Source organism: Pseudomonas sp. B3G-3 (assembly GCF_028640915.1).
Lineage (GTDB): Bacteria > Pseudomonadota > Gammaproteobacteria > Pseudomonadales > Pseudomonadaceae > Aquipseudomonas > Aquipseudomonas chlororaphis_I.
The window spans coordinates 136,477-149,272 of record NZ_JAQZAB010000064.1 but is presented as its reverse complement, the minus strand read 5'-3'; the positions used below and the strand labels follow the sequence as shown (position 1 = coordinate 149,272).

The following is a 12,796-nucleotide window of genomic DNA, read 5'->3' as shown; positions in this document are numbered from 1 at the left end:
TCATTCCTTGTTCGCGGACAAATGAGTGGCATTGGGCGCAACGCTCAACAGGCGCTCGACCATGCGCGGGTCGCGGTGCTCGGGAGCGGTCATCACCGCGGTGTCCAGGGCGCGGTCGCAACCGCAGGGGCAGGCCCCGGCGTGCCGGCCCAAACGGGTCACGGCTTCGGTCACCAGGCGTCGGGTCAGGTTGAAGGTCTCCGCCATGCGTTGCGCCACCAGCGTAGCGTTCACCGGCTCGTGGGATTCGTGCCAACAGTCGAAATCGGTCGGAATGGCGATCATCGCGTAGCAAAGCTCGGCCTCGCGGGCCAGCTTGGCTTCGGGCATCGCGGTCATGCCGATCACCGTGCCGCCCCACTGGCGGTACAGGTGAGACTCGGCGCGGGTCGAGAACTGCGGGCCTTCCATGACCACGTAAGTGCCGCCGTTGCGTGCCTGGATATCGCTGGCCTCGGCACTCTCGGCGAGCACGCCGCGCATGCGCGCGCAGACCGGCTCGCCGAAGGGCACATGGCCGACCAGCCCGGGGCCGAAAAAGGTTTTGTCACGCTGGATGGTGCGGTCGATGTATTGGTCGATCAGCACAAAGCTGCCTGGAGGCGCATCGTGGGTCAGGCTGCCTACCGCGCTGACCGACAGCAGTTGCGTGCAACCGACGCTGCGCAGCGCGGCGATGTTGGCGCGGGCATTGATCGAGGCCGGCGGAATCACATGGCCCACGCCATGCCGTTGGACAAAGGCCACGGGCACGCCATTGAGCGTGCCCAGGGTGAGCGGCGAGGACGGCGTGCCGAAGGCGGTCGTGCACTCCACCTGCTGAATGTCCTGCAGGCCCGGCAGCTGTTGCAGGCCGCTGCCGCCGATGATGCCGATACGTTGAACGTGCGGGGTTGGAGTGGAATGGGTCACAGGCTACCTCTCGACTTCAGGGGGGACGGTTCGTGTTCGCTGCACACCAGGCGTTCATAGAGTTCGGACAGGGCCGTGGGCGCATTGCCGCGGGGCAACAGCAACCCTTCGCTGGCGTTGGTGCTGTAGCGCGGTTCGTGGATTTTCAGGTGCCGGTCGATCGCCGGCAGGTAGTTCCAGCGCACGCCGGGGTACAGGGAATGCGCCAGGTGATAGGCGTCGGACGTCGGGGCGATGAACACCCGCACCAGCCAGCCGGATACCCCGAAGTAATCGGTGGGTCGTCCCGCCAGGTATTCCAGCTCGCGGCGGTTGCGCGCGCTGCCTTCGATGAACCAGCGGTGCTCGGTCAGCAGCGAGATCCAGGCAAACACCGGATAGGACGTCAGCAACGGCAGCAACCAGCCGAACAACACGCCTTTCCAGCCGCCGAAGGCGTACAGCAACGCCGCCACCGCCGCCACACTCAGGCAGCGCGCCAGGGTGGTCAGGCGGGAGTGGTTGAGCAGGCTGCTGCGCACCAGGGTGGTGAGATTCACCCAGGCCCCGCGAGGGGTCAGCGGGTACAGCAACAGGCCATAGAAACCGCTGGGCGACAGGCCGGCAACGTAGCCGCCGGCCTGCACCCGGGCGCGGTTGGGATCAAGTTCGGGATGGTTGGGGTGGCGATGGTGCTCCAGGGTATGGGTCTGGTGCCGGCTGCGCATGTCGCGCTTGAACATCGGGAACTGGTAGAACAGGTTGCTCAGCCACCACTGCCAGCCATGGTGGCGACACAGGGCGAAGTGCACCGCGTTGTGCCCGAACTCCTGCAACGCGCGCATGCGCCCGCCGCTCCACAACAGCACGGCCAGCCAGGCCAGCGGCGACGAGTAGATCGACGCCGCCTGCACCGCGGCGACTATGTCCAGCCACGTCCAGACAAAGGGCAGCGGCGCGAACCAGGTATCCAGCGGACGGTAGTACTGCTCCCGCCGCCCTTCCAGGCGCGGTATCAGCTTGAGCAGGCGCAGCACCCGCTGCGCATCCCGGTAATAGAACGCCACCAGCCCGCGCAACAGCAGCGAAACAGCGATCAGGCCAAGCAGGACAATGTGCGCAGTGTCCATGATCAGGCCCCCTCGCGAACGACGGCGCGCCGCTCGGCGCTGGCGTAATGGCCCAGCAATTCGCCCAGCCCGCCGAAGACCGGGGCGTCGGCCTGCCGCAGGCGGTCGATGTCCTGATGGCCGGTGCTGACCAGCAGCGGCTTCCAGCCGACGGCCCGCGCCACGTCGTAGTCGTGCAGGGTGTCGCCGATGAACAGGGTGCACCCGGCCGGCGTGCCGAGCTTCTCCTGGAGCATCAGGGCCTCGGCGGTCTTGCTGGTGGCCTGGTTGTGGCTCAGCCCCACGACATGCTCGAAATGCCCGCGCAGGCCCTTGGCCTCCAGGGTCTGGAGCAGCACGTCGCAATGCGAGGCGGACACGATGGAGACGCCGATGCCGGCATTGCGCGCCGCCTCCAATACCTCGAACACCCCATCGTGCAGCGGGCACTGCGCGACATTCGTATCGAAGTGCTCCAGGTAGTGTTCGACGATTTGCGCGAAGGGCGTGCGCTGCAGATCGAACCCCAGGGAGGCGTAGAAATCGGCAATCGGAAAGTCGAACAGCGCACGGTAACGAACGGCATCGATGGGCGGCACCGCATAGCGCTCGCCACAGCGATTGACCGCGCTGACCGCCAGGGCGATGTCGTCGATCAGGGTGCCGTTCCAGTCGAATACCAGGTGTTCGATCCCCGAGAAGTGCAGTCGATCATCGATCATGGTCGGGTTTTCTCCGCAAGAAGGGCGTTGAGGGCGATGCGCGAGGCGATCGCCGGTGTGTATAGCTTGCTGGGCTCCATCACCAGGTTGGTCACGCCAATCTGGGTTTCCAGGGCCCGCCGATTGTTCGCCGAGACCTGGCCCAGGCCGGCGCCGTACCAATGATGGAAACGGGTGCGCCAACTGCGCTGGCCGACGGTTTCGGGAAAGCGGAAGTCTTCGGTGGTGGCCATGCTCCAGGCGCCATCGACCACCCCGCACAGGCGGCCCTGCAACTGGCGAAAGCCCTGGCCTCCCTGCAGCAATACCTCGTCGATGTGGCGGTCGATGCAATCGGCCTCCAGCGCGCCGATGGTCATGCCCTGGCTGTACAGCGGGTTCATGCTGCTCAGGGCGTCGCCGACCACCAGCAGCCCGGCGGGCCAGTGCTCGACCCGGTCGAAGTGGGTGCGGCGACTGCCGGGCATCTTGAAGGTATGGACCGGCGACAGCGGTTCGGCGTCGCGAATCACCTCATGGATGTCCGGCACCGGAAGCGCCGCCAGCGCCTGCAGGAACTCCTGCGGGTCGTTGCCGGGAAAGTGGCCGAACCAGCCGCCGGTGGTGACCATCCAGCGGTCGCCTTCGATCGGGCTGATCACCCCCATGGAACGCTGCAACGGCGCCTTGGGCAGCACCAGCAGCACTTGCCACTGCTCGGCATAGGCCGGCAGGCGCCGGTAGATGCGCGACGCATAACCCAGCTCGGTCTTGACCACGCTGGTCTCGACCTCGCCGAAGCCGGCCTCTTTCAGCCACGTCGGCAAGCGCGTGCCACGCCCGCTGGCGTCCACCAGCAGGTCGCAGCGCAGCGTCCGCTCGCCATGCCCATCGTCGACGGTCACCGCCTCGACCCGCCGGGACGGATCGGCCCCGGTGAACTCGATTCGTGTGACCCGGGTGCTGGACAGCACCTCGACGTTCAGCACGCCGAGCAAGGCCCGGCGCAGCTGGTTGTCGATCAGCCGCCGGCTGCAGTAATGGGCATAGATGCCACTGCGGTAGCGGTTCTTCCAACGCCCGCCCTGGTACCACTTCACGTCATGGCCCAGGTCGGCCACTTGCGCGCCCCCCTGCTCCAGGGCGCTCAGGGTGCCGGGGAAGATGCCTTCGATGATCTGCTTGCCGCGCAGCAACAACAGGTGGACGTGATGCTCCTGGGGCAGGCTCTGGCGCGGCCCGGTCTCGTCGAAGAAATCGCTCTTCTCGATCACCGTGACCCGCTGGAAACGCCGGGCCAGGACCGCGGCCGTCAGGCAGCCCGTCACGCTGCCGCCGATGACCACGGCATGGCGACCGCCCGCGGCGGTATCAGGCTGGGGAGTAGTCATTGAGCACCTTTGCAATGTAGGCCAGGTCGTCGTCCGCCAGGCCCGGGTGCAGCGGCACCGTAGTCAGCGAACGCAGCAACCGGGCGGCGTTGGGGCAATCGCGGCGGTACTGCGCCAGCAGCGGCAACTGGTACAGCGGCTGGTTGTCGTACTTGCCGATGTCCGAAGGGATGCCATGACGCTGCTGGTAATGCACCAGTTCACGCCCGTCGTGCCCCACCGCCTGCAACAGCAAGGCATAGGCGTTGGCCTCTCCACCGGGGGTCAGCGGCAGCTCGCGCAGCGCCGGGTTGTCCAGTTGCTCCAGCAGCCGCCGGCGGTTGTCCTGGCGCTGGTGCAGACGGCTTTCCAGCTGCCGCGAACGCGCCAGCCCGAGGGCGGCCTGCAGGCCACCGAGCTTGAGGTTGATGCCCAGGGTTTCGCCGGTGAGGTTGCCGAAGCGGGTGTAGGCCCGGATACGGCTGGCGCGCTCGTCGTCATCGGTCATGACAAAGCCGCCCTCACCGGTGGACATGAACTTGCAGTCATGGGTGCTGAAGCAGCTGATGTCGCCATGCTGCGCCAACCAGCTGCCGTTCAGGCGTGTCAGGTGCGCATGGGCCAGGTCCTGGATCAGCGGGATGCCGGCCTGGCGCGCGGTGGCCCAGGTGGTGTGCGAGGCAATCGGATAGCCCCACATCGGCACCTCGATCACCGCGCATGTCCGCGGGCCGATGCAGCGTTGCAGGTCATCCGGGTCGAGCCCGAAGTTGTCCGGCGCCACATCGCAGAACACCGGGACCAGGCCCAGGGACAGGATCGGCAGGACGGTGCAGATCGGGCACGTGGGCGCGACTATCACTTCGTCCCCCGGCTGGAAGCGCACGCCGGCCAGGGCCGCGGTGACCGAAGCGGCCCCCGACGACACGGCGATCACGTGGCGCACGCCGTACAGCACGGCGAGCGCGGTCTCATAGTCCTCGACGATCTGCGAGGTGCCGGTCAGCCCTGTCGCCAGGGCGCGTTGCAGCTCGGGCACATCGTCGGCGGTATCGTGGCCGCACTTGTCCGCGATGACCCGGGAGGGTCGGGAGATGGCCTGGTTCATGGCGCCACCTTCCTGCCGACCATGTCCCACACCTCGGCATCGGCGAACACCCGGTCCACCATGCGCCGGAAGTTGGGGAACATCTTCAGCTCGGCAGTTTCCTGCCGGCTGAAGAAGCGCGCGTTTTCCACCTCGCGCTCCGGCGGGCAAGCCCGCAGGTCGGTGGCGGTAAGGTAGATCAGGTCCAGGTGGTAATGCGGCCCGCGCTTGTCATCGATGAACTCGCAGAGGATCCGGTAAGGCTGGTGCAACACCGTGACATCGGTCTCGGCATCGGCCAGTTCCAGGTCACGCTCGCCCAGCAGGGCGGCGTGAATCCCGGTTTCCTCGTAGATCTCGCGCAGCACTGCCACATCAGGGGTTTCCCCCTGCTCTATATGGCCGCCCGGGTACAGCCAGACCCCCAGCTTGCGATGGTGCAGCAGGAGCATCTTGCGGTCCGGATTCAACACGAACGCCGAGGCCGTGAAATGCCGGTCCAGGGTCGAACGATCGGGGACGTCCGTCATCATGGCGCACCGTACTGGTTGATCCGTTCGGCCATGTAGTCCAGTTCGGCGCGGGTGATGTCCGGATGGACCGGGATGGTGGTCATGCTGGCCAGAAGCGCCTCGGCGTTTGGACAGTCGTTGCGGTACTGGGCCAGCGCCGGGAACTCGTAGAGTGCCTTGCAGCCGTAGCGCTTGATGTCCGACGGGATGCCCGCCTCGTCCAGGTAATCGATGAAGGCCCGGTTGTCGGCGAAATGCAGCTCCAGGTTGAGGAAGTAGTAGTTGGTCCGCCCGCCCTCGATGATGACCTTTTCCCGCACCTTGCTATGGTCGAGCTGCTGCAGGAAGTAGCTGGCATTGGCGCGTCGTTGCTCGATCTGCGCGGCCAGCGAATCCAGGCGGTTGGCGCCCAGCGCGGCAGGCAGCGCGGCCAGCTTGTAGTTGAGGCCGAAGTCCTTGCCGTTGAGGTTGCCGAAACGGCTGTAGTCGCGGCAGCGCTGGGCCAGTTGGTCGTCGTCGGTGAGGATGAAACCGCCCTCGCCGGTGGCCAGCGGCTTGCGTTCGTGGGTGCTGAAGCACGACAGGTCGCCATAGGCCGACAGTGGCCGGCCGTTGAGGGTGCTGCCATGGGAATGCGCCAGGTCGAGGATCAGCTTGATCCCCAGCTCGCGGGTCAGGCCTTGCAGCTCATCGACTTCGGTGGGGTAGCCCCACATCGGAATATCGATGATCGCCCGGGTGCGCGGGGTGATGCGGGCCTTGATCGACTCCGGGTCGGCGCCGAAACCGTGACGGCGGGTGTCGACGAAGATCGGGTTGGCACCCGCGGCCATGATCGGATAGATGGTGCACAGCGGGCAGCTCGGCGTCAGCAGCACATCGTCGCCGGGACCGACGCCGGCGGCGTAGATCGCCACGCTCAGGGCCGCGCCACCCGAGGAGACCGCGATCGCATGCCGCGCCTCGAACCAGGCCGCCAGCTTGGCCTCGTATTCGCCCACCACATCGCTGGTGCCGGATAGCGGCCGTTCCAGGGTGTTCTGCAGGGTCAGCAGATCGTCGGCGTACACCGGACGGTACTTGTCGGAAACGGAAATGCGGGCAGCGCTGGAGAGATTAGAGGACATTGGTCTGGGCTCCGAGAAAGGCTGGGGACTTGGCGGCATGGGTGGAGTGGAGGGCAAGCACGGGGGCGACATCGGCGCGGGCGCTGTCGGCATGACAGATCTGCTCGATCACACGGAAGGTCGGCAGCAGGCTTTCGAAGCTGGCCTCGTAAGGCGAACGGTTGCGCACCGCGTCGAAGAACTTCTCCAGTTCGCCGAAATAACCGCTGCGCTCATAACCCGAATCCAGCGGCCCTGGCTGCCACGCGCCGCGCCAGCGCTTGGCGGTGCCGGTTGCCCCGGTGCCATGCACCGGCTCGTGCAGGGTGATGTTCCACAGGTTGTTGAGCTCGACCATCATCGAATTGGAGCTGACGATCTTCATGTCGAATTCGAAGTACGGGAACATGGTCCCGCTCAGCAGGCTGACCGTCGCGCCGGAGCTGAAGCCGAGCTCCAGGCTCACCAGCAACGAGTCCTCGTGGCGCTGCACCCGGGATTCGATATCGCGCAATTCGCCACCGCCGAAGGTCACGCCAAGGTCGATGGTGTGAATCGCCTGGGCCAGCAGGAACGAACGCAGGGTGGAATCCAGCCCCCACAGCGGCGCGGTGGGTTTGCTCGCATAGTGGTTGAGCTGGATGTGCACGACCTTGCCGAACTGCTCGGTGCGCGTCATATCGCGCAGCTGGCGCATCGGCTTGGCATATTTGAAGTTCATCCCCACACCGGTGACCACCTGGGCCTGGCGAGCCGCGCCGATCAGGTATTCGAGCTCGGCGAGGGTGAAGCACGGCGGCTTCTCGACAAAGACATGCACGCCCTTGGCCATTGCCTTGATCGCCAGGTCGCGGTGCGCCTGGGGCGGACAAGCCATGACCACCGCATCCAGCGCAGCGGTATCGAGCATCTCGTCGAAGTCGTCGGTGATTGCGACCTCGGAGATGAAACGGTGAATCTGTCCGGCGCGGTTCAAGTCGCTGTCGCACACGGCGACGATGCGAATATCCGGCATTTGCAGAAGCGTAGGCAGCAGGTTTTCTTGCATCTGCGCGCCGAGGCCGACGATGCCAACTCTGAGTACAGTCATAACCATCTCCATCCTGGAAAAGTGGGTACTGCGTCATGAAAAGGTTGGACGAACGACTACACGGGATCCGCCTCGGGTCACCTGCGGGGTGAGCCGATCCGGTCCGACATTCGCTTCAATCGAGGCAGGATTGCCTCAGAACAACGGATCACCTTTACAGAGTCCGTTCGGGCTGTTGCCCAGGGTCACCCGGGTGGAACACTCGGATGTTTCACGCCACACGCCGACACCCGGTTGAGACCGAGGAGCCATAGAGGCGCGATGGGCAGAAGGGATAGCGCCGCGAAGGCGATAGGTAGGAGGGGAATCAGGTCGAATCGAGCGCTGGTGGCAATGAGCTACCTGGCCGAAAACCTGGATCGAAGAATTGTGGCTTCGTTGAAAAACGGAACAACGACCGAAATGCCGATACGCATGCATGGCTGAATCATCCTTGAAGCGCTGTTTTATCCTTGTTATGCAGGAGCTCCGGTTCCGTGAGCCCTTGCTTGCCACACACCTCATCAATGTGTGGCTTGGAGGTATAGATCAGCCTTTTTAGGAGCGCAAATCAGTTGCTATATCGTTTCATCATATTGTTTTGAACAATCCGGACATAAGGCAACGGGCCATATAGGCCCGTTGTCAAAGCGCCGACCGGGTCGAAAAAATCAGCCCGGTTGTGGATAACTCACTCCACCGTCACCGACTTGGCCAGGTTGCGCGGCTGGTCGACGTCAGTGCCCTTGAGCACCGCGACGTAATACGACAGCAGTTGCAGCGGGATGGTGTAGAGGATCGGCGACAGGATGTCGTGGATATGCGGCATGTGGATAACATGCGTGCCCTCGCCGTTGGTCATGCCGGCCTGCTCGTCGGCAAAGACGATCAGCTCGCCGCCACGGGCGCGGACTTCCTGCAGGTTGGACTTGAGCTTTTCCAGCAGCTCGTTGTTCGGCGCCACGGTGACCACCGGCATGTCGTTATCCACAAGGGCCAACGGACCGTGCTTGAGCTCGCCGGCCGGGTAGGCTTCGGCGTGGATGTAGGAGATTTCCTTGAGCTTGAGTGCCCCTTCCATCGCCACCGGGAATTGCGCGCCACGACCGAGGAACAGGGTGTGGTGCTTCTCGGCGAACAGTTCGGCGATTTTTTCCACCGTGCTGTCCATCGCCAGGGCTTCGCCCAGGCGGGTCGGCAAGCGCCGCAGTTCTTCCACCAGGGTGGCTTCGACGCCTTCGCCCAGGGTGCCGCGGACCTGGCCCAGGGACAGGGTCAGCAACAGCAGGCCCACCAGCTGGGTGGTGAAGGCTTTGGTGGAGGCCACGCCGATCTCGCGACCGGCCTGGGTCAGCAGGGTCAGGTCGGATTCACGCACCAGCGAGCTGATGCCGACGTTGCAGATCGCCAGGCTGGCGAGGAAACCCAGCTCCTTGGCATTACGCAGGGCGGCCAGGGTGTCGGCAGTTTCGCCGGACTGGGAGATGGTCACGAACAGGGTGTCCGGCTGCACCACTACCTTGCGGTAGCGGAATTCGCTGGCCACTTCGACCTGGCACGGAATCCCGGCCAGCTCTTCCAGCCAGTAACGGGCAACCATGCCGGCGTGGTAGCTGGTACCGCAGGCGACGATCTGCACATTGCGCACTTTGGCGAACAACTCGGCGGCCTGTGGACCGAAGGCCTGGACCAGCACCTGGTTCGGGCTCAGGCGGCCTTCGAGAGTGCGTTGCACCACGGCTGGCTGCTCGTGGATTTCCTTGAGCATGAAGTGGCGGAATTCGCCTTTCTCGGCGGCTTCGGCACCATCGCGGTATTGCACGGCTTCGCGCTCGACCGCTTTGCCGTCGACATCCCAGATCTGCACGCTGTCGCGGCGAATCTCGGCGATATCGCCCTCTTCCAGGTACATGAAGCGGTCGGTTACCTGGCGCAGGGCCAGTTGGTCGGAAGCCAGGAAGTTCTCACCCAGGCCCAGGCCGATCACCAGTGGGCTGCCACTGCGGGCGGCGACCAGGCGGTCCGGCTGGCTGGCGCTGATCACAGCCAGGCCATAGGCGCCATGCAGCTCCTTGACGGTGGCTTTCAGGGCCACGGTCAGGTCGCCCAGGTCCTTGATCTTGTGGTCCAGCAGGTGAGCGATGACTTCGGTGTCGGTGTCCGAAGTGAACACGTAACCCAGGCCTTTGAGCTGCTCGCGCAGGGCTTCATGGTTCTCGATGATGCCGTTATGGACAACTGCCAGGTCACCGGAGAAATGCGGGTGGGCGTTGCGTTCGCACGGCGCGCCGTGAGTGGCCCAGCGGGTGTGGGCGATGCCCAGACGACCGATTAATGGTTCGCTGGCCAGGGCCTGTTCCAGTTCGCTGACCTTGCCCGGACGACGCAGGCGCTCAAGCTTGCCATCGTTGGTCAGGACCGCCACCCCGGCGCTGTCATAGCCACGGTATTCGAGGCGCTTGAGGCCTTCGAGCAGGATGGGCGTGATATTCCGTTCAGCAACGGCACCGACAATTCCACACATGGTTTCTCTCCTAGATGACTGCCGCGCAAATCAGCGTGATGCCGCGGGCCTGAATCTGGTCGCGGGCCTCTGCAGGCAGGCGATCATCGGTAATAAGGGTATGGACGCTGCTCCAGGGCAGCTCCAGGTTGGGAATCTTGCGGCCGATCTTGTCGGCCTCGACCATCACCACGACTTCCCGCGCCACCTCGGCCATCACCCGGCTCAGGCCGAGCAACTCGTTGAAGGTGGTGGTCCCGCGCACCAGATCGATGCCATCGGCACCGATAAACAGCTGGTCGAAGTCGTAGGAACGCAATACCTGCTCGGCGACCTGCCCCTGGAACGACTCGGAATGCGGGTCCCAGGTGCCGCCGGTCATCAACAGCACCGGCTCGTGCTCCAGTTCGCTCAGGGCATTGGCCACATGCAGCGAGTTGGTCATCACCACCAGGCCCGGCTGCTGGCCGAGTTCGGGGATCATGGCCGCGGTGGTACTGCCGCTGTCGATGATGATGCGTGCGTGTTCGCGAATCCGCGCCACCGCCGCGCGGGCGATGGCTTGTTTATAGCGGGAGACCGGCTGGCCAATATCGCCAACCAGTTCCTGCGGCATGGTGATTGCGCCGCCGTAGCGCCGCAGCAACAGGCCGTTGCTCTCCAGCGCTGCCAGGTCCTTACGGATCGTAACTTCCGAAGTTTCGAAGCGTTTAGCCAGCTCGTCCACGCTCACCTCGCCCTGTTCATTGAGCAAGGCAAGAATGTTGTGACGGCGTTGGGGTGTGTTGCGTTTCGACATGAGCACTTAAGTTTCGATTCGAAAGATAACGGAAGTAATCAAAACCTATTGCCGGAAATTCGTCAAGCGAGGGAAATGAAAAAATACTGTGGATAACAAGCTGAAGGAATTATCCACAGGGATGGCGCTTCGCGGGCTACAGGAGGATGGGTATCAATCCTGTAGCCGCGAGTTTGCTCACGATAGGTAGATTGAACAGCACCGACCTTGCATCGGACTGTGGATAACTCAGCTCTTCTTGATTTTCACCGGGCGTTTCCAGCCGTCGATGTTCCTCTGCCGGGCACGGGCCACGGCCAGTTGGGCTTTTTCCACAGTCTGGTTGATGGTGGAACCGGCCGCCGTAGTGGCGCCATCCTGGATATCCACAGGTGCCACCAACGAGTTGTTGGAACCGATGAATACGTCTTCGCCCAGCACCGTCCGATGCTTGTTGGCGCCATCGTAGTTGCAGGTAATGGTGCCGGCGCCGATATTGCTGCGCGCACCGATCTCGGCATCGCCCAGGTAGGCCAGGTGACCGGCCTTGGCGCCCTCGCCCATGTGCGCGTTCTTCAACTCGACAAAGTTACCCACATGGGCACGGGCATCAAGGACGGTACCCGGACGCAGGCGAGCGAACGGACCGGCATCGCTGCCCTCGCCCAGCACAGCGCCTTCAATATGGCTGTTGGCCTTGATCACTACGCCCTTGCGCAGGGTGCTGTCCTTGATCACGCAGTTCGGGCCGATCACCACGTCGTCCTCGATGACCACGCGACCTTCGAGAATCACGTTGATGTCGATCAGCACGTCGCGGCCGACGCTGATTTCGCCACGCACATCGAAACGCGCAGGATCGCGCAGGGTCACGCCCTGGGCCATCAGGCGACGGGCCGCCCGCAGCTGGTAATGACGCTCCAGCTCGGCCAACTGCTTGCGATCGTTGGCGCCCTGCACTTCCATGGCGTCGTGGGGTTGCTCGGTGGCCACCGCCAGGCCGTCGCTGACCGCCATGGCGATCACGTCGGTCAGGTAATACTCGCCCTGGGCGTTGTTGTTCGACAGTCGGCTCATCCAGTCACCGAGGCGATTGGCCGGTACCGCGAGAATGCCGGTGTTGCCTTCGGTGATCGCGCGCTGGGCTTCGTTGGTGTCCTTCTGCTCGACGATGGCGGCCACCTTGCCGGCAGCGTCACGCACGATGCGGCCGTAACCGGTCGGATCGGCCAGCTCGACAGTGAGCAGGCCCAGTTGCTCAGGGCCCGCCTGCTTGAGCAGGCGTTGCAGGGTTTCCACCTCGATCAGCGGCACATCGCCGTACAGGATCAGCACGGTGTCAGCAGTAATGAAAGGCACGGCCTGGGCCACAGCGTGGCCGGTGCCGAGCTGCTTGTCCTGCAGCACGAAATTCAGGTCATCCGCCGCCAGGCGCTCGCGCACCGCATCGGCACCGTGGCCGATGACGACATGGATGCGTTGTGGATCGAGTTGCCGGGCGCTGTGGATAACATGACCAAGCATCGAGTCGCCCGCCACCGGGTGCAGAACCTTGGGCAACGACGAACGCATGCGAGTGCCTTGACCGGCAGCGAGGATAACGATTTCGAGAGACATGACTGGCTACCAATCCTGGGTGGTCGGCGGCTGCGACCAAGAGGTGAATTACA

At 64.2% G+C, this 12,796-nt stretch carries 11 protein-coding genes; all 11 read right to left on the bottom strand.

The window, feature by feature from the left end; genetic code table 11:
- The 11 genes from mtnP to glmU all read right to left on the bottom strand — a co-directional run bounded on the left by mtnP (position 1) and on the right by glmU (position 12,743).
- A complete protein-coding gene (gene mtnP, locus PVZ80_RS04615) occupies positions 1-912 on the bottom strand; it encodes an S-methyl-5'-thioadenosine phosphorylase (protein WP_028683596.1) in 912 nt (303 codons plus the stop codon).
- On the bottom strand, positions 909-2,021 hold the full coding sequence (locus PVZ80_RS04610; RefSeq protein ID WP_009051687.1) for a fatty acid desaturase family protein: 1,113 nt from the start codon (positions 2,019-2,021) through the stop codon (positions 909-911). The genes mtnP and PVZ80_RS04610 overlap by 4 nt, the downstream gene beginning before the upstream one ends.
- 2 nt (positions 2,022-2,023) lie before the next feature.
- Positions 2,024-2,722: an HAD family hydrolase gene (locus PVZ80_RS04605; protein WP_273863465.1), complete on the bottom strand. Its 699-nt coding sequence runs from the start codon at positions 2,720-2,722 to the stop codon at positions 2,024-2,026.
- The gene (locus tag PVZ80_RS04600) at positions 2,719-4,092 is read right to left on the bottom strand and encodes an NAD(P)/FAD-dependent oxidoreductase (RefSeq protein WP_009051689.1); all 1,374 of its coding nucleotides are present in this window, start codon (positions 4,090-4,092) and stop codon (positions 2,719-2,721) included. The genes PVZ80_RS04605 and PVZ80_RS04600 overlap by 4 nt, the downstream gene beginning before the upstream one ends.
- The gene (locus tag PVZ80_RS04595) at positions 4,073-5,179 is read right to left on the bottom strand and encodes a DegT/DnrJ/EryC1/StrS family aminotransferase (protein ID WP_257371736.1); all 1,107 of its coding nucleotides are present in this window, start codon (positions 5,177-5,179) and stop codon (positions 4,073-4,075) included. The genes PVZ80_RS04600 and PVZ80_RS04595 overlap by 20 nt, the downstream gene beginning before the upstream one ends.
- Positions 5,176-5,688 (bottom strand): NUDIX hydrolase, encoded by a 513-nt coding sequence (locus tag PVZ80_RS04590; protein ID WP_226303174.1) that lies wholly within the window; start codon positions 5,686-5,688, stop codon positions 5,176-5,178. The genes PVZ80_RS04595 and PVZ80_RS04590 overlap by 4 nt, the downstream gene beginning before the upstream one ends.
- Positions 5,688-6,797, bottom strand: coding sequence for a DegT/DnrJ/EryC1/StrS family aminotransferase (locus PVZ80_RS04585; protein WP_009051692.1), 1,110 nt, complete (start codon positions 6,795-6,797; stop codon positions 5,688-5,690). The genes PVZ80_RS04590 and PVZ80_RS04585 overlap by 1 nt, the downstream gene beginning before the upstream one ends.
- Entirely contained in the window at positions 6,787-7,866 is a 1,080-nt protein-coding gene (locus PVZ80_RS04580) for a Gfo/Idh/MocA family protein (protein WP_009051693.1), read from the bottom strand. Before PVZ80_RS04580 ends, PVZ80_RS04585 begins: the two co-directional genes overlap by 11 nt.
- Before the next feature lie 670 nt (positions 7,867-8,536).
- Positions 8,537-10,369 carry a glutamine--fructose-6-phosphate transaminase (isomerizing) gene (glmS, locus tag PVZ80_RS04575; protein WP_273828322.1) on the bottom strand — a complete coding sequence of 611 codons (1,833 nt, stop codon included), beginning with the start codon at positions 10,367-10,369 and terminating at the stop codon, positions 8,537-8,539.
- Positions 10,370-10,379: 10 nt separating this feature from the next.
- Positions 10,380-11,147: a DeoR/GlpR family DNA-binding transcription regulator gene (locus PVZ80_RS04570; protein WP_007924514.1), complete on the bottom strand. Its 768-nt coding sequence runs from the start codon at positions 11,145-11,147 to the stop codon at positions 10,380-10,382.
- Positions 11,148-11,375: 228 nt separating this feature from the next.
- Entirely contained in the window at positions 11,376-12,743 is a 1,368-nt protein-coding gene (glmU, locus tag PVZ80_RS04565; protein ID WP_273863464.1) for a bifunctional UDP-N-acetylglucosamine diphosphorylase/glucosamine-1-phosphate N-acetyltransferase GlmU, read from the bottom strand.
- Positions 12,744-12,796 lie beyond the last annotated feature (53 nt).

Excerpts from the sequence above, each read along its gene's own strand:
- PVZ80_RS04610 (WP_009051687.1), bottom strand. The coding sequence starts at position 2,021 with ATGGACACTGCGCACATTGTCCTGCTTGGCCTGATCGCTGTTTCGCTG.
- PVZ80_RS04605 (WP_273863465.1), bottom strand. The coding sequence starts at position 2,722 with ATGATCGATGATCGACTGCACTTCTCGGGGATCGAACACCTGGTATTC.
- PVZ80_RS04600 (WP_009051689.1), bottom strand. The coding sequence starts at position 4,092 with ATGACTACTCCCCAGCCTGATACCGCCGCGGGCGGTCGCCATGCCGTG.
- PVZ80_RS04595 (WP_257371736.1), bottom strand. The coding sequence starts at position 5,179 with ATGAACCAGGCCATCTCCCGACCCTCCCGGGTCATCGCGGACAAGTGC.
- PVZ80_RS04590 (WP_226303174.1), bottom strand. The coding sequence starts at position 5,688 with ATGACGGACGTCCCCGATCGTTCGACCCTGGACCGGCATTTCACGGCC.
- PVZ80_RS04585 (WP_009051692.1), bottom strand. The coding sequence starts at position 6,797 with ATGTCCTCTAATCTCTCCAGCGCTGCCCGCATTTCCGTTTCCGACAAG.
- PVZ80_RS04580 (WP_009051693.1), bottom strand. The coding sequence starts at position 7,866 with ATGACTGTACTCAGAGTTGGCATCGTCGGCCTCGGCGCGCAGATGCAA.
- glmS (WP_273828322.1), bottom strand. The coding sequence starts at position 10,369 with ATGTGTGGAATTGTCGGTGCCGTTGCTGAACGGAATATCACGCCCATC.
- PVZ80_RS04570 (WP_007924514.1), bottom strand. The coding sequence starts at position 11,147 with ATGTCGAAACGCAACACACCCCAACGCCGTCACAACATTCTTGCCTTG.
- glmU (WP_273863464.1), bottom strand. The coding sequence starts at position 12,743 with ATGTCTCTCGAAATCGTTATCCTCGCTGCCGGTCAAGGCACTCGCATG.